The 25,357-nt window shown below is 70.6% G+C and carries 25 protein-coding genes and 2 tRNA genes; 5 read left to right on the top strand and 22 right to left on the bottom strand.

The genetic code is table 11. From position 1 onward, the window contains the following. Positions 1–23 precede the first annotated feature (23 nt). From ABD140_RS05130 to ABD140_RS05115, 4 genes are all read right to left on the bottom strand, one after another. Positions 24–671 (bottom strand): response regulator, encoded by a 648-nt coding sequence (locus ABD140_RS05130; RefSeq protein ID WP_344237215.1) that lies wholly within the window; start codon positions 669–671, stop codon positions 24–26. Next, on the bottom strand, positions 671–1,963 hold the full coding sequence (locus ABD140_RS05125; RefSeq protein ID WP_344237213.1) for a sensor histidine kinase: 1,293 nt from the start codon (positions 1,961–1,963) through the stop codon (positions 671–673). The genes ABD140_RS05130 and ABD140_RS05125 overlap by 1 nt, the downstream gene beginning before the upstream one ends. Positions 1,964–2,059: 96 nt before the next feature. After that, a complete protein-coding gene (locus ABD140_RS05120; protein WP_344237211.1) occupies positions 2,060–2,314 on the bottom strand; it encodes a DUF5708 family protein in 255 nt (84 codons plus the stop codon). 152 nt (positions 2,315–2,466) lie between these two features. Further along, on the bottom strand, positions 2,467–2,817 hold the full coding sequence (locus ABD140_RS05115) for a MerR family transcriptional regulator (protein ID WP_344237209.1): 351 nt from the start codon (positions 2,815–2,817) through the stop codon (positions 2,467–2,469). 54 nt (positions 2,818–2,871) lie between these two features. Here ABD140_RS05115 and ABD140_RS05110 point away from each other — a divergent pair, with 54 nt between their 5' ends. Beyond that, complete coding sequence (locus tag ABD140_RS05110) at positions 2,872–3,435, top strand: RBBP9/YdeN family alpha/beta hydrolase (RefSeq protein WP_344237207.1); 564 nt, start codon at positions 2,872–2,874, stop codon at positions 3,433–3,435. A gap of 48 nt (positions 3,436–3,483) precedes the next feature. Here ABD140_RS05110 and ABD140_RS05105 read toward each other — a convergent pair whose 3' ends face one another. From ABD140_RS05105 to ABD140_RS05090, 4 genes are all read right to left on the bottom strand, one after another. Beyond that, complete coding sequence (locus ABD140_RS05105; protein WP_344237205.1) at positions 3,484–3,687, bottom strand: DUF397 domain-containing protein; 204 nt, start codon at positions 3,685–3,687, stop codon at positions 3,484–3,486. Continuing rightward, on the bottom strand, positions 3,684–4,427 hold the full coding sequence (locus ABD140_RS05100; RefSeq protein WP_344237203.1) for a helix-turn-helix domain-containing protein: 744 nt from the start codon (positions 4,425–4,427) through the stop codon (positions 3,684–3,686). Before ABD140_RS05100 ends, ABD140_RS05105 begins: the two co-directional genes overlap by 4 nt. Before the next feature lie 226 nt (positions 4,428–4,653). Further along, entirely contained in the window at positions 4,654–5,514 is an 861-nt protein-coding gene (locus ABD140_RS05095) for a class I SAM-dependent methyltransferase (protein WP_344237201.1), read from the bottom strand. Positions 5,515–5,619: 105 nt separating this feature from the next. Beyond that, entirely contained in the window at positions 5,620–6,213 is a 594-nt protein-coding gene (locus tag ABD140_RS05090; protein WP_344237199.1) for a helix-turn-helix domain-containing protein, read from the bottom strand. A 96-nt stretch (positions 6,214–6,309) separates the two neighbouring features. Between ABD140_RS05090 and ABD140_RS05085 the strand changes: the two genes are divergently transcribed. Next, positions 6,310–7,311, top strand: coding sequence for an NAD(P)/FAD-dependent oxidoreductase (locus tag ABD140_RS05085; RefSeq protein WP_344237197.1), 1,002 nt, complete (start codon positions 6,310–6,312; stop codon positions 7,309–7,311). 110 nt (positions 7,312–7,421) lie between these two features. On the opposite strand, the gene ABD140_RS05080 is transcribed toward ABD140_RS05085, so the two are convergent. Next, a complete protein-coding gene (locus tag ABD140_RS05080; RefSeq protein WP_344237195.1) occupies positions 7,422–8,282 on the bottom strand; it encodes an SDR family oxidoreductase in 861 nt (286 codons plus the stop codon). Positions 8,283–8,398: 116 nt separating this feature from the next. On the opposite strand from ABD140_RS05080, the gene ABD140_RS05075 reads away from it, so the two are divergent. After that, positions 8,399–9,022, top strand: a complete 624-nt coding sequence (locus tag ABD140_RS05075) for a TetR/AcrR family transcriptional regulator (protein ID WP_344237193.1) — start codon at positions 8,399–8,401, stop codon at positions 9,020–9,022. 81 nt (positions 9,023–9,103) lie between these two features. On the opposite strand, the gene ABD140_RS05070 is transcribed toward ABD140_RS05075, so the two are convergent. From ABD140_RS05070 to ABD140_RS05040, 7 genes are all read right to left on the bottom strand, one after another. Beyond that, positions 9,104–9,176 (bottom strand) — tRNA-Ala (locus ABD140_RS05070). Positions 9,177–9,282: 106 nt separating this feature from the next. Continuing rightward, entirely contained in the window at positions 9,283–9,399 is a 117-nt protein-coding gene (locus ABD140_RS05065) for a DLW-39 family protein (protein ID WP_344237191.1), read from the bottom strand. A gap of 79 nt (positions 9,400–9,478) precedes the next feature. Beyond that, positions 9,479–10,681: a cytochrome P450 gene (locus ABD140_RS05060; RefSeq protein ID WP_344237189.1), complete on the bottom strand. Its 1,203-nt coding sequence runs from the start codon at positions 10,679–10,681 to the stop codon at positions 9,479–9,481. Positions 10,682–10,697: 16 nt separating this feature from the next. Next, on the bottom strand, positions 10,698–11,261 hold the full coding sequence (locus ABD140_RS05055; protein WP_344237187.1) for a TetR family transcriptional regulator: 564 nt from the start codon (positions 11,259–11,261) through the stop codon (positions 10,698–10,700). A gap of 14 nt (positions 11,262–11,275) precedes the next feature. Next, positions 11,276–11,911 carry a TetR/AcrR family transcriptional regulator gene (locus ABD140_RS05050; protein WP_344237185.1) on the bottom strand — a complete coding sequence of 212 codons (636 nt, stop codon included), beginning with the start codon at positions 11,909–11,911 and terminating at the stop codon, positions 11,276–11,278. Between the two features lie 16 nt (positions 11,912–11,927). After that, entirely contained in the window at positions 11,928–12,947 is a 1,020-nt protein-coding gene (locus ABD140_RS05045; protein ID WP_344237183.1) for a hemolysin family protein, read from the bottom strand. Then, on the bottom strand, positions 12,944–14,233 hold the full coding sequence (locus tag ABD140_RS05040) for a hemolysin family protein (RefSeq protein ID WP_344237181.1): 1,290 nt from the start codon (positions 14,231–14,233) through the stop codon (positions 12,944–12,946). The genes ABD140_RS05045 and ABD140_RS05040 overlap by 4 nt, the downstream gene beginning before the upstream one ends. Positions 14,234–14,557: 324 nt before the next feature. On the opposite strand from ABD140_RS05040, the gene ABD140_RS05035 reads away from it, so the two are divergent. Continuing rightward, positions 14,558–15,631 carry a class I SAM-dependent methyltransferase gene (locus tag ABD140_RS05035; protein ID WP_344237179.1) on the top strand — a complete coding sequence of 358 codons (1,074 nt, stop codon included), beginning with the start codon at positions 14,558–14,560 and terminating at the stop codon, positions 15,629–15,631. Here the strand turns inward: ABD140_RS05035 and ABD140_RS05030 are convergent. Continuing rightward, positions 15,621–16,499: an ADP-ribosylglycohydrolase family protein gene (locus tag ABD140_RS05030; RefSeq protein ID WP_344237177.1), complete on the bottom strand. Its 879-nt coding sequence runs from the start codon at positions 16,497–16,499 to the stop codon at positions 15,621–15,623. The genes ABD140_RS05035 and ABD140_RS05030 overlap by 11 nt on opposite strands. A 46-nt stretch (positions 16,500–16,545) precedes the next feature. Here ABD140_RS05030 and ABD140_RS05025 point away from each other — a divergent pair, with 46 nt between their 5' ends. Then, positions 16,546–16,914: an ADP-ribosylation/crystallin J1 gene (locus ABD140_RS05025; protein ID WP_344237175.1), complete on the top strand. Its 369-nt coding sequence runs from the start codon at positions 16,546–16,548 to the stop codon at positions 16,912–16,914. Between the two features lie 293 nt (positions 16,915–17,207). Here ABD140_RS05025 and ABD140_RS05020 read toward each other — a convergent pair whose 3' ends face one another. The 5 genes from ABD140_RS05020 to gyrB form a co-directional block, all read right to left on the bottom strand. Beyond that, positions 17,208–19,460, bottom strand: coding sequence for a protein kinase domain-containing protein (locus ABD140_RS05020; RefSeq protein ID WP_344237173.1), 2,253 nt, complete (start codon positions 19,458–19,460; stop codon positions 17,208–17,210). A 182-nt stretch (positions 19,461–19,642) separates the two neighbouring features. Continuing rightward, a tRNA-Ile gene (locus ABD140_RS05015) sits at positions 19,643–19,716 on the bottom strand. A gap of 75 nt (positions 19,717–19,791) precedes the next feature. Further along, complete coding sequence (locus tag ABD140_RS05010) at positions 19,792–20,613, bottom strand: DUF3566 domain-containing protein (protein WP_344237171.1); 822 nt, start codon at positions 20,611–20,613, stop codon at positions 19,792–19,794. After that, a complete protein-coding gene (gene gyrA / locus ABD140_RS05005) occupies positions 20,610–23,120 on the bottom strand; it encodes a DNA gyrase subunit A (RefSeq protein WP_344237169.1) in 2,511 nt (836 codons plus the stop codon). The genes ABD140_RS05010 and gyrA overlap by 4 nt, the downstream gene beginning before the upstream one ends. Before the next feature lie 55 nt (positions 23,121–23,175). Next, entirely contained in the window at positions 23,176–25,119 is a 1,944-nt protein-coding gene (gene gyrB, locus ABD140_RS05000) for a DNA topoisomerase (ATP-hydrolyzing) subunit B (RefSeq protein WP_425544080.1), read from the bottom strand. Between the last annotated feature and the right edge of the window lie 238 nt (positions 25,120–25,357).

Here is a 25,357-nt window from a genome sequence, read left to right as displayed (position 1 = left end):
CCTCCGTCCGTGGACCGGGGCCTTCACCCGGACGAGCGGAGGAGGCGGACCACGGCGGCGACGCGGCGGTGCCGGGCGTCGTCGTCGGGGGAGAGGCCGAGCTTGGCGAAGATGCGCTGGGTGTGCTTCTCGACGGCGCCGACGGTGACCACCAGCGCTTCGGCGATCGAGGTGTTGGAGCGGCCCTCCGCCATCAGCGTGAGCACCTCGCGTTCGCGGGGCGTCAGCGCGGCGAGCGGGTCGCGCCGCCGGTCCATCAGGCCGCGCACGACGGCCGGGTCGAGCACCGTCCCGCCGTCGGCCACGGTGTCGAGCGCGTCGAGGAAGTCGTCGATCTCGCTGACGCGGTCCTTGAGCAGGTAGCCGGTGCCGCTCGGGTCACCGGCGAAGAGGTCCTCGGCGTAGGGGATGACGACGTACTGCGAGAGCACCATCACCCGCGCCTCCTGCCACGTCCTGCGCACCTCCAGCGCGGCCCGCAGCCCTTCGTCGGTGTGGCTGGGCGGCATCCGGACGTCGACGATCCCGACGTCCGGACGTTCCCGCAGCATCGCCTCGACGTACGAGGGCCCGTCGCGGACCGCCGAGACCACCTCGTGCCCGGCCTCGCCCAGCAGCAGTTGCAGGCCCTCCCGCAGCAGCGCCGAGTCGTCGGCGACCACTACGCGCATCAGCGCCGGTCCACCGGGACGCACGCCCTCACCAGGGTCGGGCCGCCGATCGGCGAGGAGACCGTCAGCTCCCCCTCGACCGCCTCGATCCGCCGCGCCAGCCCGGCCAGGCCGAGCCCCTTGCCCTCGTGCGCGCCGCCGACACCGTCGTCGGACACCTCCACCACAAGCCCCATGCCCGACATGCTGACATGGACTTCGGCCTGCCCGGCCCCGCTGTGCTTGGCGACGTTGGTGAGCGCCTCGGCGACCACGAAGTAGGCGGCCGTCTCCACGTGCGGCGGAAGCTCGCCCGGCACGTCCGCCCTGACCGTCGCGGGCACCGGGCAGCCCTGCGCCATCTCCTCCACCGCGGCGACCAGCCCGCGGTCCACCAGCAGCGGCGGCGCGATCCCGCGCGAGAGCGACCGCAGCTCGGCGACCGTCTCCGTGGCCTGGCGGCGAGCGTCCTCGATGAGCTGCCCGGCCCGCTCCGGATCCCGGTGGACCTGACGGCGCGCCCGGCCGAGGTCCATCGCGAGCCGCACCAGCCGCTGCTGCGGCCCGTCGTGGATATCGCGCTCCAGCCGCCGCAACGACGCCGACTCCGCGACCCGCGCCGCGTCCCGCGACCCCTCGGCCCGGTCGACCCGCCCCTGGAGCTCCGCCCGCCCGCACAGCAGCGCCCTGGCCGGCCCGGCGTGCGTCAGCGCGGCCGCCCTGATCACCCAGGGCAGGGTCACCAGCGCGAAGATCCCGAACCCGGTGTTGAGCATGATCTCCGGCTCGCGCCCCTCACCGAGCCCGATGAGCGACGCCAGGGTGTCATCGCCCTCGTTCATGGGCAGGAAACGCTCCCAGTACCAGTAGGTCAGCCCGCCCCCGACGGCCGCCCACCACGCCACCACCAGCGTGGCCGCGACCGTGCCGGTGAACAGGCCCACCACCGACCACACGACGTCCAGCCAGCTCTGCGGATCCCGCAGCGGCGTGAGGACCCGCCGCACGACCCCGTCGTCCTCCCGCGCCCGCAGATAACGCGGCCCAGGCGCGTCCTTGCCCAGCATCCCCCGCAGCCGCACCCGCTCCGCCACCGCGAACCCGCGCGACATCAGCACCGCCAACGCCATCAGCGCGAGCCCGATCCCCAGCACGGACAGCCCCGCCCCGGCCACGAGCACCGACACCACCACCACGAAAGCGGCCAGCGAGATCAGAAAGGAGGTGAGCGCGTAAGCGGATTCGTGCAGCACCCGCCGGACACCGCGCACCCGCGTCGGTGGCCGTCCGAACCGCATCGTGGTCGTCGTCATGCCCTTCATGCTCCTCGCCGCCCCGAACCGACACCATCCGGCCAGCCCGACACTTCCGAGCCCGACCACCGCGCCCCCCGAGCCGAGGATCCCCGTCTACTTCCCGCCGACGGCACCCCGGTAGAGCCCATACGCGGCTTCCAACCCGCCCACGACCATCAGCACGACTCCGACCTTGGTCAACGTGACCACCGGCGTCTCGACATCACCGGCGAACGACCAGAGGGTCAGCCCGATCACGAAGGTGACACCGCCCCAGACCACCGCCTTGGAACCCGCGCCCATCATCGCCTCCCCATCCCGATATGCGGCCTTCTCCCGGATCCTCGCAAGGTCCGGCACGAACCACACCCGTCAAAAGGAGGAGACGAACGCCGCGCGTCCTCCACCGCTCCTCAGCGGACGGAGAAGATCCGGTCGAGCCGGTGGTCGATGAGGCTCAAGACCGATGCGGGGGTGCGCCGACCGAGCAGCTGTTGTAACCGGAAGGGCGTCAACGTTCGTCAGTGATCGGAGGTGAGCACGCAAAGACGCTCCCTGGTCTTTCGGATGGCGTTCTGCTGTGCGTCGAGGCGCGTGGCCAGGGCGTCCAGTTCGGCGCGAAGGTCCGGGCACATCTCCAGTGAAACGCCTTGGTCGCCGGTCCGCGCGCAGTCGATGTACCGGCGTATGGTGTCGGTTCCCAGGCCGGCGGCGATCATCGCCTTGATCTGGGCCACGCGCAGGATGTCGGACTCCGCATAGACCCGGTAGCCGTTGACGTCACGTGCGGGGACCAACAGGCCGCGATCCTCGTAGTGGCGCAGGGCTCGCGCACTGGCACCGGTCCGTTCGGCGAGTTCGCCGATCAGCACTCGTCCTCCCGCGGCTTGACCTTCACGTTGGCGTGAACCCTTATCGTCCAGCGCATGACCTCCACTGCAACCGGACGGCGGGCCTCGATCTTCCACGGCTACGGCGCCACACCCGATGACCATTGGTTCGGATGGCTCGCCGAACAACTCGAAGGCGCCCGCATCCCGACCACGGTCCCCGCTCTGCCGAACTCTGAAGCACCGGACCCGGATCAATGGACCGCAACGGTGGAAGCCGTCGTGGGAACACCGGACCAGGATGCGATCGTCGTCGCCCACAGCCTCGGCTGCATCACGGTCCTGCGACACCTTCTCTCACTGCCGGAACCGTGGCGTCTCGGCAACCTCGTCCTCGTCTCCGGCTTCGTCGACAGGCTCCCGGCGCTCCCGCTCCTGGACTCCTACATCGGCGACGGCCTGGACGTGGCAGGACTGAGCGACCGCATCGACCACCTCACGATCATCCGCTCGGACGAGGACCCCTACGTCCCCGCGGACCACACGGACCGTCTTGCCGACCTGCTCGGAACCTCAGCACTGATCGTCCCAGGAGCCGGGCACTTCCTGGCGTCCGACGGAGTGACAACGATTCCCCTCGCCCTCGACGCGATCGCATAACCGCCTCGGCTCAAGAACCGCCTGACGTACCGCGACGCCACTGCATTCCTACAGCACGGTCTTCGCCTTCAGGACTTGGACCAACGCCCCGAATGCAGCACGCCCGAACAGCAGAGCCGCCCACTCGGGATTCTTGGAGTCACGCACCGCAACGGTTGTTGCGACGCCCGCGAGCTCGACGCAGGCTCCGCCTTCCGAGTCGCTGTATGTGCTCTTCCGCCAGGACATCGTCGAAAGGTCGGTCACGATCACTTACCCTCCATGATCGATCGGATGAGCCACTCGGACTCTGCCGCCGATAGTGCAGCAGACCTGATCACGTCGATGTAGGCGACGTTCGTCCCGTCGTCGAAGCCGAGCAGCTGGCAACCTCCGGGGTGATAGACCGGAGCGCCCTCGGGGATGAGCTGTATGCAGACTTTGGGATCGCCCATCAAGTCGAGCATGCGTTTGCACTGCTCCTCCCGGAACTCATCCGGGATGCCGCGGATCACCCGCTCATGGCTGAGGATGAAGAGCCAGGGAGACTCCGCCTTCCCGAGGATCTCCTGCCGCTCCATCCGGATCGCCAGCAGTTCAGCCGCCTTGTCCGGGCGGGCCCCGACGCTGAACATATGGGTGGCGAACGCTTCCGTCTGCACGAGCCCGGTGACCAGCAACGGATCGTAGATGACGATTCTCTTGGCCTCCTTCTCGGCTTCCACCAGAGGCCTGAACCCGTTCGAGATGAGTCCGAGCCGCCGGGCCTCCACCATCTGTTCCCACAGTCGCCGAAAGGTGCCCCCTGTGGCGAAGAAGGTGTCGAGGTCGTCAGCCAGGCCTTCGGACGGAAGCTTCTCGAAGGTCTCGACCTTCCCCGGCCATTGGGGCGAGCACCCCAGGCGCTCGGCGAGCTTGTAACGCGAGAGCCCGGCGGTCTCCCTTCGAGCCCGCATCTCGATCACGAACGACTTCTGCGGCCCGAGCGCATCGGTTCCTTGCCGGTTTGCCATCAGGTGCCTCCGGGTGTCGAACCCACGCCCATCTCAGCTCTTGGACCAGATGAGCACCGTCCGGATGGTGAACGGTTCGTGGCACACGGTAACCGTCGCCTGTGACAGTCGTCCTGAAAATCTTGACGAAGGCGGCGGGCAAGGATTCGATCTGGACGGAGTTGCGGCTCTGAGGAGGGAAAACCGGCGTTAGGGGCCGCATCCCGTTCGACGCGGTGTTCGGGGGTCAGGGGCGGCGGGTGGCCCATACGGTGCGTACGGTCAGGTCGTCGCGGTGCGCGATGTTGTGCGGGCCGCCGGTGTCGAGGAGGCGGTCGAGGGCGGCGAGGTCTTCGGGGGAGAGTTCGGGGGCGGCGGCACCGCGGATGCGCTGCAGGCTGTTGAGGGCGTAGCGGCCGATCGCTTCGTTGTGGGAGCCCTCGATGTTCACGGTGATGGTGCGTTCGGCCTCGATGGTGAAGCCTGCGGCGGTCAGCATCGGGCCCCAGTCGGCGCCGCGGTGGGGCATGTGCTCGGCGTGGAGGCGGTCGGTCACGGCGTGGAGGCGTTCTTCCAGGCCGGGGCGGTCCTCGGGGGCGTTCTCGGGGAGGAAGCGGGGGAAGCCGGCCAGTTCGACGACGCAGAACAGGCCGCCGGGCGCGAGTACGCCGTGGACGGCGCGCAGGGTGTGTTCGGGGTCGGCCATGTGGTGCATCGAGGCCGACGCCCACACCAGGTCGGGTGAGCCGAGGTCGGGCCAGGCGGTGTCGTCGAGGTCGGCCTGCACGGTGCGCACGCGCTCCTCCAAGCCGAGGGCGCGTGCCTTCTCGCGCAGGCGCTGGAGGTGCCCGACGGATGCGTCGACGGCGATGACGTGCGCGTCGGGGAAGCGGTCGAGGAGGGCGAAGGTGCCCGCGCCCGTGCCGCATCCCAGGTCCACGATCTGACGCGGGTCGGTCTTCAGCGGCAGCCACCCGGTGATGGAGGCCGTGTGCTCGGCGAGGATCTCGGCGTCCAGGTCGAGGATCTCCGCCTGGCCGGCGTCGTCGTGCTCCTGGTGGTGGCCGTGGTGGCCGTGGTGGGAGGCGTGCGGGTGTGCTTGGTTCATACCTTCACAGTAGGCGGGCATGCGATCGGGGCAAAACTTCTCCCCGTTTAAGCAAGACGATGGCCCGATGCGTTGCCCGACGCGCAAGTCGTGGCCGTCGCACGGTCATTTGCGGGTGCCCTGAGCCTCGCGGTCGTCGCCCTCGCGCTGGTGGCCGCGGCGGGCGTCGCGGTCGAAGATGCCCAGGATCTCGCAGGGGCCGCCCTCGGCGCCGATCGCGTGCGGCATCATCGTGGGGAACTCGGCGGCCTGGTTGGCCTCGATGCGGAAGCGGCGGTTGCCGAGCATGAGGACCGCGGTGCCGGACAGGACCACGAGCCATTCGCGCCCCGGGTGGGCACGCATGCGCGCCGGGTTCTCGGGCGGCGGTCCGGTCAGGCGCTGGCGCATCACGACCATGCCGGGATCGCCCTTGACGGGCCAGCGCATCGAGCCGTGGGCGCTGTCGATCACCGGACTGGTGATGACGTCGTCGGTGGCGGTCTCCACGAGCTGATCCAGCGTGGTGTCCAGGGCCCGGGCGAGGATGACCAGCTGGTCCAGGGCGAGGCGGCGCCGGCCGTTCTCGATGCGGCTCAGCGAGGACTGGCTGAGGTTGGCGCGGTTGGCCAGCTCTTCCAGGGACCAGCCCTGCGCCACCCGCAGGGCGCGGATGCGTTTGCGCACGAGGCCGTCCAACTCTCCATCTTCTTGCGTCATAGGCAACATCGTATGCCCTTAGTGCAAAGCACGGTTAGTGTCATGTGCAGACGGCCCGGAACGTCCGGGGCCATCCACGAGAAAGGGCGGACAGCCATGACCCACTACACGAGCGACGCGCTGCCCGGTGGAACCGTCGACGCGGTGGTGATCGGCGGCGGCGCCGCGGGACTGAACGGCGCGCTGATGCTCGCCCGCTCCCGCCGCTCGGTCGTCGTGATCGACAGCGGCACTCCGCGCAACGCGCCGGCCGAGGCCATGCACGGTTTCATCGTCCTGGACGGCACCCCGCCCTCCGAGATCCTCCGGCGAGGCCGGGAGCAGGTGCGCCAGTACGGCGGCCACGTCGTCTTCGGCGAAGTGGCCTCGGCCGAGCCCACCACCCCGTCGGCCGACGGAGATCCACGCTTCACCCTCACCCTGGCCGACGGCCGGAGCGTGACCGCGCGCCGAGTGCTGGTGGCCACCGGCCTGCGCGACGTGCTGCCCGACGTGCCCGGCCTGGCAGAGCACTGGGGACACAGCGTGGTGCACTGCCCGTACTGCCACGGCTGGGAGGTGCGCGACGAGCCCATCGGCGTCCTCGCCACCAGCCCGGCCTCCGTCCACCACGCGCTCCTCTTCCGCCAGCTGACCGAGGACCTGACCTACTTCACCCACGGCACCCGCCTGGACGAGGACACTCGCGCCCGGTTCACCGCCCGCGGCATCCGCATCGTCGACACCCCGGTGCAGGAGGTCGTCGACGACGAGGACGGCGCCCTCGCGGGAGTGCGCCTGACCGACGGCCGGACCGTGGCCCGCCGCGTCCTGGCCGTCGCCACACGGATGCAGGCCCGCACCGACGGCCTGGACGGCCTGAAGCTGCCGATGGAGGACCTGCCCGACGACATGGGCCGCCGTTTCGCCTCGGGCATGGCCGGCTCCACCGAGGTACCGGGCGTGTGGGTGGCCGGCAACGCCACCGACCTCACCGCCCAGGTCGGCGCCTCCGCAGCGGCCGGCGCCCTGTCCGGCGCCCACATCAACGCCCACCTGGCCACCGCGGACACCGACGCGGCCCTCACCGCAGCCCAAGGCGAGGCCCCCGCCTCCTGACACCCCGGCGACGCTCCCACGCATGACCTGACGAAGCGCCACCCGCAGGCCCGCAGACGCTTCCTTCATTCGAAACCGAGCCGTGGAAGGGGGGCGGCCGGCGCCAAGGGTCATGCGGGGTCGCCGGGAGCCGGGATGGCGTGTTCGGCCGCACGGCTGACCTCCTCCCAGGCGGCCCAGGTGTCCATGCGGCGGCGGGAGATGTCGAAGGCCAGGTCGTAGACCATGCTGCCGAGGAGGAGGCGCAGGGGCGGGTCGTCGGAGGCGACCAGGTGCATCACGGCTTCGGCGGCCAGGCGGGGGTCGCTGTCGACGGAGCCTTCGGCCCACTGCTTCTGGAGTTCGGCGCGCAGCGGGTCGTACGCCTCCAGGGGTTCGGTCGCCGTCAGGCCGGTGGTGTAGAGGTCGGTCCAGTAGCCGCCGGGCTGCACGATGGTGACCTTCACCCCGAAAGCGGCCGCCTCCATCGCCAGAGCTTCGCTCATGCCCTCCAGCGCGAACTTGCTGGCGCTGTACATCCCGTTGCTGGGGAAGCCGCCCAGGGCGCCGATGCTGGAGATCTGCAGGATGTGCCCCGAACCCCGGGCGCGCAGGTGCGGCATGACGGCCTGGCTCACCCACAGGGCGCCGAAGAAGTTCGTCTCCATCTGGGCGCGGGCCTGGGCCTCGGTGAACTCTTCGAGCATGCCCAGGTGCAGGATGCCGGCGTTGTTGACCACGATGTCCAAACGGCCGAAGTGCTCGACGGCCCGGGCGACCGCGGCGAAGACGGCGTCCCGGTCGGTGACGTCCAGCGGCAGGGCCAGCAGGCGGCCCTCATGCGCGGCGACGAGCTCGTCCAACGGGGCGGTGTCGCGTGCGAGAGCGACGACGCGGTCGCCCGCTTCGAGGGCGGCCAGGGTGAAGGCACGGCCGAGGCCCTTGCTGGCACCGGTGATGAACCAGACGCGATTTCCGGAGGCGGTGGTCATGGAGAGACTCCTTCACAAGTTGAGACGAGACGGTCCGTCTCGCTTGATGCCTCTACCTTGCCCCCGTCGAGCCCCTAAGTCAAGACGAACCGTCTCGTCTTGTTTAAGATGGGCACATGACCACGGAACGCAGAAAGAGCCCCGACACCACCCGCCGCAGCGAGGCGTCGCGCCGCGCCATCCTCACCGCGGCGTTCGAGCTGACCGGGGAGGTCGGCTACGCCAAGCTCAGCATCGAGGGCATCGCCGCCCGCGCCGGCGTCGGCAAGCAGACCATCTACCGCTGGTGGCCCTCCAAGGGCGCCGTCCTGTTCGACGCGTTCCTCGCCCTCACCGAGGGAGCCGAAGGGGCCGGGGAACAGGAGGCGGCCCTGCCCGACACCGGAGACCTGGAGGCCGACCTCAAGACGGTCCTGCGCGCCACCGTCGACGAGCTGAACGACCCCCGTTACGACGAGCCCATGCGGGCGCTGAACGTCGAGATCCTCCAGGACCCCGCCCTCGCCGCCGCCTACGCCGAACGGCTCGACGGCCCCATGAAAGAGCTGAAGAAGACCCGCCTGCGCAACGCCCAGCAAGCCGGGGAACTCCCCGAAGGCCTCGACCTGGACCTCGCCATCGAGATGGTGTGGGGCCCCCTGCGCACCCGGTGGCTGGAGCGCAGGGGCCCCCTGACCCACGCGTACGCCGACCGGATCGTCGAGACGGCCCTCAACGGCCTCCGCCCCCGCCCGGCCTGAAAGCCGGGACCCCGGCCGAGGATCGGCAGGCCCCCGAACGTGAAGAGGCCCCGCTCCCAGAAGGGGAGCGGGGCCCGAGTGTGGAGCCGTGGGGAATCGAACCCCAGACCTCCTGCATGCAAGGCAGGTGCTCTACCAATTGAGCTACGGCCCCAGGTCGTGCCGTCAGCGTACCGGGGAAACCCGCCGGTCGCGAACGCGTTTCCCGGTCACGGAAACGGCGCCGCTCGGGAGCACGCGGCGCCGGTTCTCGTCGGCCTTCACTCCGCAGAGGTGGCCTCGGTCCACAGGTCCAGCTCGGCGCGGTCCTGCTGGAGGCGCTTCCAGACGGCGAAGCCGCCGAGACCGAGGATGGCGAGCACGAGAAGCTTCTTCATGGTGAGGACCCCTTCACCGTCGACAGTGGTCAGAACCAAACTTAGCAACGACTGCACACTATCGAACGTTCTCTTCGTCTCATCGGGGGGAGCGGTCGATCAAGGAAATCGGCAGGGTGGCGAACCCGCGCACGTTGGAGGAGTGCACGCGGACGGCGTTCGCCTCGTCCACCTCGTAGGCGGAGACCAGCCGGGTGAACTCGGTGAGCGCGACCCGGGCCTCCAGCCGCGCCATGCTCGCGCCCAGGCAGTGGTGGCGGCCGCCGCCGAAGCTGATGAGCTGCGAGGTGTCGCGGTCGAGGTCGTAGCGGTCGGCGTCGGGGAAGACCGTCTCGTCGCGGTTGGCGGCGCCGACCAGCAGGAGGAGCCGCGATCCGGCGGGGACGGTCCGCCCGTGGGCCGTGAAGTCCGCGGTGACGGTGCGCGCGAGCTGCTGGCTGGAGGTGTCGTAGCGCAGCGTCTCCTCGACCCAGGCGTCCACCGGCTCCTTCAGCGCGCGGTCGGTGAGCCCGTGCTTCCACGCCCAGTACAGGGCGTTGGCCAGCAGTTTCGTCGTGGTCTCGTTGCCGGCGATGACCATGAGGAACAGGAAGGCGATGATCTCGCGGTCGGCGAGGCGGTCGCCGTCGATCTCGGCCTCCAGCAGCGCGGAGGTGAGGTCGTCGCCCGGCTGGCGGCGCTTGGCGGCGAGGAGGTCCTCGTAGTAGCCGACGAGGGTGAGCGCCGCGTCCATCCCGGCGGGCGGCACGTCGTGCACGCCCTCCTCGCGGTGGACGACGACGTCGGCGAGGCGGCGCAGTTCGGGCCGGTCGGCCGCGGGCACGCCCATCAGCTCGGAGATGACGTCCATCGGCAGGACCCCGGCGAAGTCGGCGATGAAGTCGAACGGTTCGCCTTCGGCCTGCTTCTCGAGGAGGGACGCCAGCAGCGTCCTGGACATCTCCTGGATGCGGGGGTGCAGCTCGCGCACCCGGCGCGGGGTGAAGCCGCGGGAGACCAGACCGCGCAGGCGGGTGTGGCGGGGCGGGTCGAGCGCCAGGAACGACATCGTCCGGTGCGCGTGCGGGCCCCACGCCGACGCGTCGAGCGTGACGCCGTTGACGCTGGAGAAGCTCTCCCAGTCCCGGAAGGCCGGAGCGACGTCGGCGTGCCGGGACAGGGCCCAGAAGTCGAGCTCCTCGTTGCGGTAGAGCGGCGCCTCCCGCCGGAGCCGGGCGTAGAGGGGGTAGGGGTCCTCGTGGACGCGGTAGTCGTACGGGCTGTACTCGAGATCGCTGGACACGTGTCCAGACGTTAGTTCACGTTTCCGGCGGGGACAAGGGAGGGCCGCTGACGAGCCGTGCCACCTCGGCCAGCCGGTCCGCCGCCTCCGCGTACGTCATGTAGCCCATCCCCGCCTGCAGGAGCGCCCCCGAATAGGCCATCTCCAGCGCGTCCAGGACCAGCTTGTCCTCCCGGCCGAGCGCCTGCACCAGCCGCTGGTGGATGTCCAGGCCGATGCGCAGCCGCAGCTCCCGCACGTCCGGGTCGGACGCCAGGACCGCCGTGGTGCAGGCCGCCGCCAGCTCCGGCTCGCTCGCGATGAGCAGCACGATCTCCCGGAGCGCCTGCGCGGCGTCCCCCTCCGTCTGCGGCAGCGCCTCCAGCCTGCGCCAGAAGACCTCGGTGAGCAGGTGGTTCTTGGAGGTGAAATACGTGTAGGCGGTCGCCGCCGCCACACCCGCCCGGCGTGCGACGTTCCGGACGGTCAGGCCGTCGTACCCCGTCTCCCGCACCTCGGTGACAGTGGCATCGGTCAGCCGGCGGACGGTGTCGGCCTGGCGGTCGCTCAGTCTCCGCCGCGTGGACTCATGTACGGACACGCGTCGGGACGCTATCAGCCCGAGTGGTCTTCCACGGCCACCCGAAGGCTGTGGAAAGCCCGCTCAGCCAGCCGCACCAGCTCCGCTCGCAGCTCCTCCCCGCCCTCCCCGGCGGCGGCGCGGCGCACGCCCGTCGTGTAGACGGTGCGGTAGGCCGCGGCCGTCCATGCCGCGGCCAGCCGGTTCGCGGGGTCGTCGGGGTCCGTCCCGGAAGCCTCGGCGAAGGCGCCCGCGACGACCTCCTCCAGCTCTTCCACGAACTCCCGGACCCGCGCCTTCAACGCGGGGGACTCGCGTACCACCTGCCAGAACCGGATGAAGGTCGGCCGGTCCACGTAACCGCCCAGCGGGTCGCTCTCCCCCAGCAGCCGCAGCAGGTAATCGCGCAGCGCGTCCACCGGGTGAACGCCCTCCGGACGCTCCCGCACGACCCGCGCGGCCTCCTCCATCGCGTCGGGAAAACGATCGAGAAAGAGGTCCTCCTTGCGCGGGAAGTAGTTGAACACCGTCTTCGGCGAGACCCCGGCGGCGTCCGCCACCTCCCCGACCGTCACGCCGTCGAATCCGCGCTCCAGGAAGAGCGCGGTGGCGGTGTCGGAGATCTGCTGCCGGGTCTCCCGCTTCTTGCGCTCCCTCAGTCCGTCTTCCACGCCCTCACTCTGGCATTCACCGCTCGGCCGGAGCCAGGAGGGTGGTCACCAGGTCGTCGAGGCTGACCAGGCCGATCAGGCCCTGCTCGTCCCGGACCAGGCCGAGCTGGCTGTGCCTGCCCCGCAGGACCGCCAGCGCGTCGGCGACCGGCGTCCCCGGCGTGAGCACCGGCACCGGGTAGCCCGCGTCGCGGGCGCGGAAGGGCATGCCCTTGGCCCGCGCCAGATAGGCGTCCCTGGCGTGGACCATGCCGATCAGCTCGCCGTCGGCGTCGCGCAGCAGCAGCCGGGTGTGCCCGGTGCGCATCGCGGTGTCGATGACGGTGCCCGCGTCGGCGTCCGGCTCCACCACCGTCAGCTCGTGCAGCGGGGTGATCAGCGGGACCAGGCTGGTCTCCGGGGCGTCCAGCGCGCGGCTGAGCACGTTGCGGTCCACCTCGTCGATCAGGCCCAGGCGGCGCGACTCCTCCACCAGGTGCCTGAGCTGGTCGGGGGTGCGCGAGACCGACATCGAGTCGCGCGGCTGCACCCGCATCAGCCGCAGCAGCCCGTTGGTCGTGCGGTTGAGCGCCAGCAGGACCAGCCGGAACAGCCGGGTGAACCCGCGGAACGGCAGCGCCAGCAGCAGCGCCGACCGCTCCGGTCCGGCGATCGCCCACGACTTGGGGGCCATCTCGCCGATGACCATGTGCAGGAACGTCACCAGCGCCAGCGCGATCACGAACGACACCGCGTGCGAGACGGTGGTCGACAGGCCCGCGCCGTGGAAGAGCGGGCTCAGCACCTCGGCGATCACCGGCTCGGAGACGATGCCCAGGCCCAGCGAGCACATGGTGATGCCCAGCTGGGCGCCGGCCAGCATCAGCGACAGCTCGCGGATCCCGGCCACGGCGGACGCCGCGGCGCGGCTCCCCTCGGCCGCCGCCTTCTCCAGCCGGGGCCGCCGGGCCGCCACCAGCGCGAACTCCGCCGCGACGAAGAAGCCGTTGCCCAGCAGCAGCAGGACGGTCAGCAGGATTCCCGTGGGCACGCTCATCGCGCCTCCTCCACACGGACGGGCCGCTCGCGCAGCCGTACCTTGGCGGGGACGTGGTGGCCGTTGCTGAGCACCTCGATCTCGACGGTCCGGCCGCCCTCCTCGACCTCGATCACGTCGCCGGGCTCGGCGAACCGGCCCAGGCGGCGCAGGATGAGCCCGGCGAGGGTGTCGTAGTCGCCCTCGGGCAGCTCCAGGTCGATGAGCTGGCCGATCTCGTCGATCCGCAGCCCGGCGTCCAGGTGCCACCACTCGTCCTCGGGCCGGACCTGGGGGAGTTCCTGGTCGGTCTCGTCGGAGATGTCCCCGACGAGCTCCTCGGCCACGTCCTCCAGGGTGAGCAGCCCGGCGAAACCGCCGTACTCGTCGATCACCACCGCGATCTCGTCGCGGCGCTCCTGCATCTGGACGATCACCTCGGGCAGCGGCAGCGAGTCCGGGACGAGCAGCGCCTCGCGGGCCAGCAGCCCGGCCGTCACCTTGTCCCACTCGGCGTCGCCGACCGGCAGCAGCTGCCGCAGACCCAGCACGCCCACGATGTCGTCCACCCGCTCCCCGACCACCGGGTAGTGGGTGTGGCCGCTGCGCCCGATGATCTCCACGATCTCGTCGGCGGTGGCCTCGGCCGGGATGGTCACCACGTCGATCCGCGGGATCATCGCCTCGTCGGCGGTGTGGTCGGAGAAGACCAGGGCGCGCTCCAGCAGGTGGACGTGCTCGTCGGCGAACTCCTCCTCCGACTCCCCGATGATCAGGCCGAGCTCCTCCAGCGTCGCGCCGTGGTGCAGCTCCTCGACCGGCTCGATGCCCACCGCGCGCAGCACGCGGTTGGCCGAGGAGTCGAAGAACCTGATCAGCGGGGACGCGACCGCCAGGTACACCAGCGTGGAGGGGGCCAGGACCCGGGCGAGGGTCTCCGGCTTGGCCAGCGCCAGGTTCTTGGGGAAGAGCTCGCCCAGCACCATCTGGATGACGATCGCCAGGACGAATCCCAGGGCCAGCGCCACGCCGCCGACGGCGGCCTCGGGCACGCCCAGCGGGTCCAGCGCGGGTCTGATCAGCTGCGCCAGGGCCGGTTCGGCGATGAAGCCCACCACCAGGGTGGTGACCGTGATCCCCAGCTGGGCGCCGGAGAGCATGAACGACAGCCGCTCCAGCACCCGGACGGCCCGCGCCGCCTTCTTGTCGCCCTCTCGTGCGGCCTGCTCCAGCTCGATGCGGTCGGCCGTCACGTAGGCGAATTCCTGCGCCACGAAATACCCGGTCGCCGCCGTCAGAATGAACACGGCGGCCAACCCGAACAAGACCGTCACCGGGGTTCACCCGGCCCTGCCGACGGGCTCGTTCTATGACCGGAGTCCGAACTATCGGACACCGAACTCCTCTCCCTCTTCGTCTGTCCGTCCAGTTCTTCAACCGGAACCGGACGGTGTTGCTTCCCAAACCTTAAGGCCGACCGGCTCCCCCACCAGCAGGCACTTCACGGGTTTGGCGGGCATCTTTCCCTTTTCGGGCAGACCAAACCCCGGCCGGAAGCAGCCGTTACGTGACAGAGTAATGACGCAAGGTGACAAGAGCAGGTCACGGGACGCGAGGAGGAGAGCGGAGCCATGCCCACCGCCGAAGAACCGCTGGTCGAGCGGATGCTGAACCACGCGGCAGCCACGATGGAGACGCTGAACGCCTGCCTCGGCGTCCGGCTCGGCCTGTACGAGGCGCTCGCCAGCGGGCCCCTGGACGCGCACGGCCTCGCCGAGAAGACCGGCGTCCACCCCCGCTACGCCCGGGAGTGGCTGGAGCAGCAGGGCGCGGCCGGCTGGCTGGCCGTGGACGGCGCGGACGGCGACGACCCCTACCACCGGTCGTTCCGCCTGCCGGAAGGCCTGAGCGCGGTCCTGGTCGACCAGGACAGCCCCTCCTACCTGGGCGCCCTCCCCGAGTTCCTCACGTCCATCGCCGGGGTCCTCGACCACGTGGCGGACGCCTTCCGGACCGGCGGGGGCGTCTCCTTCGCCGCCTACGGCGCGGGCACCCGCCACGGCATCGGCCGCCTGAACCGGCCGATGTTCCTCCACTCGATCACCGAGTGGTTCGGCGTCCTGCCCGGCGTGTCGTCCCGCCTGGCCGAGGCCGGCTCCCACGTGCTCGACCTGGGCTGCGGCACCGGCTGGTCGTCGATCGCCATCGCCGAGGCCTTCCCCGCCGCCCGCGTCCACGGCGTCGACCTGGACGAGGCCTCGATCGCCGAAGCCCGCCGGAACGCCGCGGACCGGGGCGTCGCCGACCGCGTCGCCTTCACCCGCGCCGACGCCGCCGCCTTCGACTCCGCGGGCCCGCGGTACGACCTGGCCTGCTGCTTCGAGTGCCTGCACGACATGGCCGACCCGGTGAGCGTCCTGAGCAACGTGCTGCGCCTGCTCGCCCCCGGCGGCTCCGTCCTCATCGCGGACGAGCGCGTCGCCGACTCCTACACCGCTCCCGGCGACATCCGGGAACGCCTCACCTACGCCTTCAGCACCCTGCACTGCCTCCCCGCCACCCGCGCCGAGGGCGCCAAGGTCGAAGCGGGCACCGTCCTCCGCGCCCCCACCGTCGGCGAATACGCCGCCTCCGCCGGATACACCTCCTTCAAGGAAGCCCCCATCGACCACGACCTGTGGCGCTTCTACCACCTCACCACGTGACGGGAAGAGGCTCCAGGTTCGACAGCCAGCTCGCGGGCAGAGCGGAGAAGCCGGTGCGGGCCGCCACGATGCCGCCGACGATGGCGCAGTTCGTGTCGACGTCCCCACCCGCCGCCGCGGTCCGCCAGAACGCCCGCTCGTAGTCGTCGAGGTCCTTGGCCGCCGCCCACAGGCAGAAGGGCACGGTGTCGTGGGCGGCGACCCGGTGGCCGTTGCCCAGCACCGCGCTCGCGGTGCCCGGTTCATCGACCGTCAGCAGCTTCCGCGCCTCCAGGACGCCCTCACGCACCAGGCCGGCCGGGGTGTGCTCCAGCACCCGGTCAAGGAAGCGTCCGGGCGAGAGCCTCTCCTCGGCGAGCGCGACGGCCGTCGCCACCGCCACCGCGACGCCGCCCGCGACGCCCTCCGGGTGCATGTGCGTGACCTCCGACGACCGCGCCGCCTCGGTGACGACCCGTTCCAGGTCGTCGCAGAACCACGCGCCCAGGGGCGCGACCCGCATGGCCGCCCCGTTCCCCCATGAACCCCGCCCCTCGAAGGGCTCCCGCGCCAGCTCCCGCCAGTCGCCGCCCTCCCTCACCAGCCGCAGGAGCCGGTTCGTGGAAGGCCCGTACCCGCGCATGAAGTCATGCCGCTCCGCGAACCTCCGGGCCAGCAGGTCCTGGTCGACGTGCCCCGCCTCCGCCAGCACCGACCAGATCCCGCACGCCATCTCAGTGTCGTCCGTCCACCGCCACCGCCCCGGAGGCACCTCCCTGGCCGCGTACGCCGCCGCGTTCTCCGGTACGAAGAACTGCGACCCCAGCGCGTCTCCCAGCGCCAGCCCGTGCAGCGAGGCCCACGCCGCCTCGCGCCGATCAAAATCCATGGACACCCTCCATACACTCATATCGAGAACGACGAGGAGGACGACGATGGGCCGCACTCTCACCCTGTGGCGCCCGGTGGGGCCCGAGGAGCTCGACCTCGTTCGCGCGTCCGGCTGGCGGCGGTGGCCGCCCCGGCTGCCCGAGCAGCCGATCTTCTATCCGGTGCTCAACGAGCGGTACGCCGTCAAGATCGCTCGGGACTGGAACGTCCCCGCCTCCGGCGCCGGCTACGTCACCCGGTTCGCCGTGGACGCCGACTTCGCCGCCCGCTATCCCGTACGCCAGGCCGGCGGCCGCGACATCCTCGAACTCTGGGTGCCGGCCGAGGAGCTCGCGGAGTTCAACGACCACCTCGTCGGCCTGATCGAAGTCGTCCACGAGTTCCACGTGAAACCGAGCGCGCCCCCACCCTAGGCCGCCGCCTCAGCGAGGGCCACGCGATGCGGACCGAAAGGCGCCCACCGACCGAGCGCCCCGGAAGACCCGCACCGCACCGACCACCCCCGGCACGAAAAAGAACTCCCGGCGACACAGGCGATCTCCGGCCCGGCGCCGTAGCGCCGAGCCACCTTCGGACGGAACACCCTCCGACGAAGGCGCGGCCGTCAGGCGGAGCGCCGGTAGGCGGAGCCATGGCCGTCAGGCGGAGTGTTGGTGGGCGGAGGCGTGGCTGTCAGGCAGAGCGTTGACGGACGGAGGCACGGCCGTCAGGCGGAGTGTTGGTGGGTGGGGGCGGCGTCGTAGCAGGCGAGGGTGGCGGCTATGTCGCGGAGGGCGGTGGCGCGCTGGTCGGGGGCGGCGATGGTGCGGGCGAGGCGTTCGGCCTCGGGAGGGTCGATCTCGGCCAGGGCCCGGGCTATGTCGCGGAGCACCTCGTCGCGGTCGTAGGACCGGATCAGGGTGCGGGCCAGGTGCTCGGACTCGGCCAGGAGGCCGCGGGCGCGGTGGGGGGCGGCGACGGTCAGGGCGGAGGCGACGTCGCGCAGGGCGCGGGCGCAGTGGGCCGGGTCGCCGATGCCGCGGGCGAGGCGTTCGGCCGACGAGGGGCTCAGGGCCGCCATCGAGCCGACCACCTCGCGGAGCGCGGACGTGCTGAGCGGGAGCGCCGCGGCCTCGGCCAGCAGGCCCTCCGCGTGCCGGGGGTCCTCGGCGCGCATCGCCTCCGCGACGTCCCGCAGCCGCCAGGCGCGGGACTCCGGGTCGGGGATGTCGCGGGCGATGCGCTCGGCGAGCGCCGGATCGCGGCCGGTCTGCGCCCGCACCAGGTCCAGCCAGGGGGTGACGCGGAAGTCCGGGTCCTCGATGTCGCCGATGATCCGCTCCGCGCCGGCCGGGTCCTCCCCGGCGAGCGCCCGGACGATGACGCCCAGCGCCACGTCGCGGGCCGACGAGTGCTCGATGCCGCGGGCGAGCCGCTCGGCCGCCGCCGCGTCGTGCCGCGACAGCGCCTCCACGACGAACTCCAGCGCCATGTCGCGCATCGCCGGATCCCCGATGCCGCGGGCGAGGCGTTCGGCCGCGGCCGGATCCTGCTCGGCCAGGGTCTCGGCGATCCGCGCCAGCCAGCCGTCCTGCGGCGGCAGCTCGCCGTCCCAGCCGCCGCCCCGGGTGGATCCGTCCGCGCGGACCAGCCGCTCCGCGTCGGCCAGCAGCTCCCGTGCCAGCCGCGGATCGCGTCCGGCGAGCGCGCGGGAGACGCGGCAGGCCATCCCGATCCGCGTGGACGTGACGGGAATCGTGGCGACCAGCGCCGCGGCCTCCGCCAGCATCTCTCCCGCCCGCTCCGGATCCCGCTCGGCGACCGTCCCGGCGAGGTCGCACAGTGCGCAGGCCCTGTCGTAGGAGCCGGAGATGTTACGGACGAGGCGCTCGGCGTCCTCCGGGTCGTGCGCGGCCGCCAGGCCCGCCAGCTCCCGCAGGATGCCGTCCCGGGAGAACACCGGGTCGGAGACGGTGTAGGCGAGCGCCTCGACCGCCGTCAGCAGCTTCTCGGCGCGGCCCACGTCCCGGTCCGCCTGCGCGCGGGCGATGGACAGCAGCAACGACGCCTGGAAGTGCGGTTTGGCGACGGTACGGGCGAGGCGCTCGGCGTCGGCGGGGTCCTCCTCGGCCAGCACCTCGACGATGCCGTGCAGCACCGGCATCCGGTGGTGCCAGAACGGGATGGACCAGGCGAGCCGCTCGGCCTCGGCGAGCAGGCGCAACCGGTACCGGGACTCGTACGGCATGCCCGTCCGCTGCAGCATCTCGGCGATCTCCGTGGCCTTCACCGGGCCGCGTCCGGGCTCACCGGCCAGCAGGTCGCCCAGCTGCACGTCGAGCTCGGGCAGGATTCCCCGGCGCAGCGAACGCGCCGAGGGCGGGTCTCCGGGAGGCGGCGCCCCCTGCCCGGTGAGCAGGCAGAAGATGGTGACGCCGAGCGAGTGGAGGTCGGTGCGCTCGTCGACCTCCCCGGCCTTCTCCGGATCGCGCAGCACCGCTATCCCGAAGTCGCACAGCTTCACCGTGCCGTCGTCCGACAGCAGCAGGCAGGACGGCTCCACCTCGCCGTGCACCAGGCCCGCCGAATGGGCCGCGGCCAACGCGTCGGCCGCCTGGATGCCGTAGTCGAGCGCGGTGCTGATCGGCAGGCCGCACGGCTCCTGCGCGAGTTCGGTGCCCAGGTCCCGGCCGCCCCACGGCTCCAGCACCAGGAACGGGCGCCCGTCGTGCTCGCCGACGTCCTGCACCGGGGCGATGCCCGGATGGATGAGCTCGACGGCGGCGCGGGACTCCTGCTGGAAGTACGCCAGCGCCCGCGCGCGGGCCCGCTCCTCCGCCGGCGGGTCGGCGGGCGGCACCCGGATCGTCACCATCCGGCCCAGGAAGAGGTCGACGCCCTGCCAGACCTCACCCGCACCGTCCCGGCGCACCGGCTCGTCCAGCCGGTATCGGCCCGCAAGTTCGACACCCGCCCGCATGCCACCTCTTCCCGGTCCGTCACCCGTGGCCTGATGAACCTTTACCCATGGTGACAAAGGAATTCCTCTTCTCCGACACCGGGGGGAGAGGAGAAGAGACAAGGCCGGTCCCCGTATCGAGAACCGGCCTTGTGGACTACTGACCGCGGGCCACCGAAGTGGCCTCGCGTGAAGTCTCCGAGTGGGCGTACCAGGACTTGAACCTGGGGCCTCATCCTTATCAGGGATGCGCTCTAACCGACTGAGCTATACGCCCGGGCGTTGCCGGGAGGTTTTCCTCCCTGGCGACGAGAAGTGAGATTACCCCATCTCATCGGGCAACGCGAACTGGTTACTCGGCCTCCTTGAGGGTGACCTCCACCCCGCCCACGAACTCGGCGGCCAGGTTGTAGATGACCGAGCCCACGGTGGCCAGCGCGGTGATCAGCAGCACGTTCAGCGCGCCCAGCAGAGCGGTGTAGCCCAGGATGCGGCCGGCCGAGAACCAGTCGCCGGCGTCCGAGCTCTGGTTCGGCCCGTTGGTCGTCTCGTTGATGGCCCCGGAGATCGAGTCGAAGACCCCCAGGCCCGAGAGCACCATGTACAGCACCGTGACGGCCACGAACAGCACCACGAAGCAGACCAGGGACATGACGAAGCTGAACTTCATCACCGTCCACGGCTCGAACCGCGCGATCTGCAGGTGCGCCTTGCGCGCCGACTTGCCGTCCTTGCCGTCCTCGTCGTCCCGCCCGCCGTCACCGGTGAGCTGGCGGCCGAGCTTGGAGGCGAGCGCCGCGGCCGCGGAGGCCGCGGAGGCCACCGGACGGTCGGTGCTCGGCTGCGGCGGCAGCGGGGACTTCGGCTCCGGCGACGGCTGCTGGGCCCCGTCCCCGACCGCGGGCATCGCGGCGGTGGCGCCCTGCCCCGGGGCGCGGTCGGCGAAGACCGAGTCCGAAGGCTCGGCCGCCACCGTCCAGGGCGCGTCGACGACCGTCTCGTCCGGGGCGGGCGTCAGCGTCGGCTTGCCCGCCACCGCCTTGTCCGCCGCGGCGGCGTCCCCTTTGGCCTCGTCCGGCTCAGCGGGTACGGCCTCGCCCTTCGCCGCCTTCTCGGAGTCGGCGGGATCGGGGTTGCCGTCCGCCTTGTCCTCGTTCTGGGAGGTCGTGCTCACGGGCTCTCACTTCCCTCTTCCTCCGCCACGGCTTCCGTGGAGTCCTCGATCGACTCTACGTTCCTCGCGATGGCCACCACGACATCGCCCTCCGCGAGGTTGACGAGACGAACGCCCATCGTCTGCCTGCCGGACTGCTTGATCTCGCCCGCGCTGGTGCGAATGACGCCGCCGCTGGACGTCATGGCGAACACCTCGTCCTCGGGGCGGACCATGAGCGCCCCGACCAGCGTGCCGCGATTTTGTACGATCTTAGCGGTGAGCACACCCTTGCCGCCCCGTCCCTGGACCGGGTACTGGTCGGCCGGAGTCCGCTTGGCGTAGCCGCCCTCGGTGGCGATGAGCACCTCCTCGTCCCCGCCGTCGTGGATGACGTGGACGTCCAGCAGCTCCTGGTCCTCGTCGAACCGCATGCCGATGACCCCGCGCGTGTCGCGCCCCATGGGGCGCAGCTGGTCGTCGTCGGCCTTGAAGCGGATCGCCTGGGCGGAGGTGGAGACCATGAGGAGGTCGTCCTCGGAGGAGACCAGGCGGGCGGCGATGACCTCGTCGTCGTCCTTGAGGCCGATCGCGATGAGGCCGGCCGAGCGGGGCGAGTCGTAGGCGCTGAGCGCCGTCTTCTTGATCATGCCGCTCTTGGTGGCGATGACCAGGTACGGGGCGACCTGGTAGTCGCGCAGGTCCATCACCTGGGCGATCTTCTCGTCCGGCTGGAAGGCCAGCAGGTTGGCCACGTGCTGGCCGCGCGCGTCGCGGCCGCTGTCGGGCAGCTCGTAGGCCTTGGCGCGGTAGACGCGGCCCTTGTTGGTGAAGAACAGGATCCAGTGGTGCGTCGTCGTCACGAAGAAGTGCTCGACGATGTCGTCCTGCTTGAGCTGCGCGCCGCGCACGCCCTTGCCGCCGCGCCGCTGCGCCCGGTAGTGGTCGGTGCGGGTGCGCTTGGTGTAGCCGTCACGGGTGATGGTGACGACGATGTCCTCCTCGGCGATGAGGTCCTCGATGGACATGTCGCCGTCGAAGGGGATGATCTCGGTGCGCCGCTCGTCGCCGTACTTCTCGACGATCGCCGCGAGCTCGTCGCCGACGATGGAGCGCTGGCGCTCCGGCGAGGACAGGATGTCGTTGTAGTCGGCGATCTCGGCCATCAGCGAGTCGTACTCGTCCATGATGGCCTGGCGCTCCAGGGCCGCCAGCTTGCGCAGCTGCATGTCGAGGATGGCGCGGGCCTGCAGCTGGTCGATGGCGAGCAGGTCCATCAGGCCCTGCTCGGCCTCGGACGCCGACGGGCTGCGCCGGATGAGGGCGATGACGTCGTCGATGCGGTCCAGCGCCTTGAGCAGGCCGCGCAGGATGTGGGCGCGCTCCTCGGCCTTGCGCAGCAGGAAGCGGGTGCGCCGGACGATGACCTCGATCTGGTGGGTCACCCAGTGCCGCACGAACTGGTCGACGCGCAGGGTGCGCGGCACCCCGTCGACCAGCGCCAGCATGTTGGCGCCGAACGTCTCCTGGAGCTGCGTGTGCTTGTACAGGTTGTTGAGGACGACCTTGGCGACCGCGTCGCGCTTGAGGACGATGACCAGGCGCTGGCCGGTGCGGCCCGAGGTCTCGTCCTTGACGTCGGCGATGCCCGACAGCTTGCCCTCGCGGACCAGCTCGGCGATCTTCAGCGCGAGGTTGTCCGGGTTGACCTGGTAGGGCAGCGAGGTGACGACCAGGCAGGTGCGGCCCTGGATCTCCTCGACCTCGACCTGGGCGCGCATCGTGATGGAGCCGCGGCCGGTGCGGTAGGCGTCCTCGATGCCGCGGCGGCCCACGATGAGGGCGCCGGTGGGGAAGTCCGGGCCCTTGATGCGCTCGATGAGCGCGTCGAGCAGCTGCTCGTCGTCGGCGCCGTAGTTCTCCAGGTACCACTTGACGCCGTCGGCGACCTCGCGCAGGTTGTGCGGCGGGATGTTGGTCGCCATGCCGACCGCGATGCCGGCCGAGCCGTTGACCAGCAGGTTGGGGAACCGGGACGGCATGACGTCCGGCTCCTGCTGCTTGCCGTCGTAGTTCGGCGAGAAGTCGACGGTCTCCTTCTCGATGTCGCGCAGCAGCTCCATCGCCAGCGGCGCCATCTTGCACTCGGTGTAGCGCATGGCCGCGGCCGGGTCGTTGCCGGGCGAGCCGAAGTTGCCCTGGCCGTCGACCATCGGGTAGCGCAGCGACCACGTCTGCGCCAGCCGCACGAGGGCGTCGTAGATCGAGCTGTCGCCGTGCGGGTGGTAGGAGCCCATGACGTCGCCGACGACGCGCGCGCACTTGAAGTAGCCGCGGTCGGGGCGGTAGCCGCCGTCGTACATCGCGTACAGCACGCGCCGGTGCACCGGCTTGAGACCGTCGCGGACATCGGGAAGCGCACGGCCCACGATCACCGACATCGCGTAGTCGAGATAGCTCTTGGCCATCTCGTCCTGGATGTCGACCGGTTCGACCCGGTCGTGGCCCTCGCTCGTCACCTCGGTCACTTACAACCCTCTTCGTTCATGGCAGGTTCGGGAAAGGCAGGGAGCGACCCGCGGATCAGATGTCCAGGAACCGGACGTCCTTGGCGTTCCGCTGGATGAAGGAGCGGCGCGCCTCGACGTCCTCGCCCATGAGGACGGAGAAGAGGTCGTCGGCCTGCGCCGCGTCGTCCAGGGTGACCTGCAGCAGGATGCGCCGGGCCGGGTCCATGGTGGTGGACCACAGCTCGTCGGCGTTCATCTCGCCCAGGCCCTTGAAGCGCTGGACGCCGTCGCTGGAGCGCGGGTCGCGCTTGCCGGCCGCCATGCCCGCCTCGATGGTCTGGTCGCGCTCCCGGTCGGAGTAGACGTAGTCGTAGTCCGTGCCGGTCTTGTTCCACTTGATCTTGTACAGCGGCGGCTGGGCCAGGTAGACGTGGCCCGCCTCCACCAGGGGCTTCATGAAGCGGAACAGCAGGGTCAGCAGCAGCGTGCGGATGTGCTGGCCGTCGACGTCGGCGTCCGCCATCAAGATGATCTTGTGGTACCGCAGCTTGGTGATGTCGAACTCGTCGTGGATGCCCGCGCCCAGCGCGGTGATCATCGCCTGGACCTCGGCGTTCTTGAGGACCTTGTCGATGCGCGCCTTCTCCACGTTCAGGATCTTGCCGCGGATCGGCAGGATGGCCTGGAAGCGCGGGTCGCGGCCGCCCTTGGCCGAGCCGCCCGCCGAGTCGCCCTCGACGATGTAGATCTCCGACTCGCTCGGGTCGGTGGACTGGCAGTCGCTCAGCTTGCCCGGCAGGGACGTGGTCTCCAGCAGGCTCTTGCGCCGGGTGAGGTCGCGCGCCTGGCGGGCGGCGATCCGGGCGCGGGCGGCCTGCGAGGCCTTGGTGATGACCTCCTTGGCCTCGCCGGGGTTGGCGTCGAACCAGTCCTTGAGGTAGTCGTTGCAGGTCTTCTGGACGAACGACTTGGCCTCGGTGTTGCCGAGCTTGGTCTTGGTCTGGCCCTCGAACTGCGGGTCGGACAGCTTGATCGAGATGATCGCCGTCAGGCCCTCGCGGACGTCCTCGCCGGTGAGGTTCTCGTCCTTCTCCTTGAGGAGCTTCTGGTCGCGGGCGTACCGGTTGACGATGCCGGTGAGCGCCGAGCGGAAGCCCTCCTCGTGGGTGCCGCCCTCGGCGGTGTTGATGGTGTTGGCGAAGCTGTGCACCGACTCGGAGTAGGCGTTGCTCCACTGCATCGCGATCTCCAGCGCGATGCCCTGGCCCTCGGCCTCGAAGTCGATGATCGAGTTGTGGACCGGCTCCTTCTTGGCGTTGATGTGCCGGACGAAGTCGGAGATGCCGCCCTCGTAGTAGTACGTAACAGTGAAGGGGTCGCCCTCGTCGGTCTCGTGACCGGGCCGCTCGTCGATCAGGGTGATGGACAGGCCCTTGTTGAGGAAGGCCATCTCCTGGAAGCGGCGGCTGAGGGTCTCGAAGCTGTACTCGGTGGTCTCGAAGATCGTGTCGTCGGCCCAGAACGTGACGGTGGTGCCCGTCCGGGTGGCCTCCTCGTCCTTCGACAGGGGGGCCTGCGGGACGCCCTGGCGGTACTGCTGCCGCCAGACGTAGCCGTCGGTGTGGACCTCCACCTCGAAGGAGGTGGACAGCGCGTTCACCACGGCCGCGCCCACACCGTGCAGACCGCCGGAGACGGCGTAGGACTGGCTGTCGAACTTGCCGCCGGCGTGCAGGGTGGTGAGCACCAGCTGGACGGCGGGGACCTGCTCGACCGGATGCAGGCCGACGGGGATGCCGCGGCCCTCGTCCAGGACGCTCACCCCGCCGTCCGCGCGCAGCGTCACGACGATCTTGTCGTTGTACCCGGCGAGGGCCTCGTCCACCGCGTTGTCCACGATCTCGTAGACCAGGTGGTGCAGTCCTCGTTCGCCGGTGGACCCGATGTACATGCCGGGGCGCTTGCGTACCGCTTCCAGGCCCTCGAGGACAGTGATGGAACTAGCGTCGTACGACAAAGGGAAGCCTCCTGCCGGGGACACCCACCGTTTGCGCATGCCCCGTAACACGCGGTTTTGTTGAACGTGGAAACACAGACGGCGACCGCACCATGTCCAATACAGATCGCCACGTTACGGTGCAGTGTCCTGAACCCACGCTCAGTCTACCGGGTCAGGGGGCGAAAGTTGCCAGTGACGGGGGCTGAGCGCAAATCTGGCGGGCAAACGGACGGCAACCCACATCCCCCTACTCACC

Source organism: Actinocorallia libanotica, from assembly GCF_039525175.1.
Classification (GTDB): domain Bacteria; phylum Actinomycetota; class Actinomycetes; order Streptosporangiales; family Streptosporangiaceae; genus Actinocorallia; species Actinocorallia libanotica.
Note: the sequence above shows the minus strand (reverse complement) of the source record. Positions and strands in the feature narration are given on the sequence as shown.

What these genes read in the sequence shown, in the direction of transcription:
- ABD140_RS05125 (WP_344237213.1), bottom strand. Translation starts at nt 1,963, where the DNA reads ATGACGACGACCACGATGCGGTTCGGACGGCCACCGACGCGGGTGCGC.
- ABD140_RS05095 (WP_344237201.1), bottom strand. Translation starts at nt 5,514, where the DNA reads ATGAACCAAGCACACCCGCACGCCTCCCACCACGGCCACCACGGCCAC.
- ABD140_RS05090 (WP_344237199.1), bottom strand. Translation starts at nt 6,213, where the DNA reads ATGACGCAAGAAGATGGAGAGTTGGACGGCCTCGTGCGCAAACGCATC.
- ABD140_RS05110 (WP_344237207.1), top strand. Translation starts at nt 2,872, where the DNA reads ATGACCTCCACTGCAACCGGACGGCGGGCCTCGATCTTCCACGGCTAC.
- ABD140_RS05020 (WP_344237173.1), bottom strand. Translation starts at nt 19,460, where the DNA reads ATGCGGGCGGGTGTCGAACTTGCGGGCCGATACCGGCTGGACGAGCCG.
- ABD140_RS05035 (WP_344237179.1), top strand. Translation starts at nt 14,558, where the DNA reads ATGCCCACCGCCGAAGAACCGCTGGTCGAGCGGATGCTGAACCACGCG.
- ABD140_RS05025 (WP_344237175.1), top strand. Translation starts at nt 16,546, where the DNA reads ATGGGCCGCACTCTCACCCTGTGGCGCCCGGTGGGGCCCGAGGAGCTC.
- ABD140_RS05080 (WP_344237195.1), bottom strand. Translation starts at nt 8,282, where the DNA reads ATGACCACCGCCTCCGGAAATCGCGTCTGGTTCATCACCGGTGCCAGC.
- ABD140_RS05085 (WP_344237197.1), top strand. Translation starts at nt 6,310, where the DNA reads ATGACCCACTACACGAGCGACGCGCTGCCCGGTGGAACCGTCGACGCG.
- ABD140_RS05130 (WP_344237215.1), bottom strand. Translation starts at nt 671, where the DNA reads ATGCGCGTAGTGGTCGCCGACGACTCGGCGCTGCTGCGGGAGGGCCTG.
- ABD140_RS05065 (WP_344237191.1), bottom strand. Translation starts at nt 9,399, where the DNA reads ATGAAGAAGCTTCTCGTGCTCGCCATCCTCGGTCTCGGCGGCTTCGCC.
- ABD140_RS05030 (WP_344237177.1), bottom strand. Translation starts at nt 16,499, where the DNA reads ATGGATTTTGATCGGCGCGAGGCGGCGTGGGCCTCGCTGCACGGGCTG.
- ABD140_RS05100 (WP_344237203.1), bottom strand. Translation starts at nt 4,427, where the DNA reads ATGGCAAACCGGCAAGGAACCGATGCGCTCGGGCCGCAGAAGTCGTTC.
- ABD140_RS05045 (WP_344237183.1), bottom strand. Translation starts at nt 12,947, where the DNA reads ATGAGCGTGCCCACGGGAATCCTGCTGACCGTCCTGCTGCTGCTGGGC.
- ABD140_RS05075 (WP_344237193.1), top strand. Translation starts at nt 8,399, where the DNA reads ATGACCACGGAACGCAGAAAGAGCCCCGACACCACCCGCCGCAGCGAG.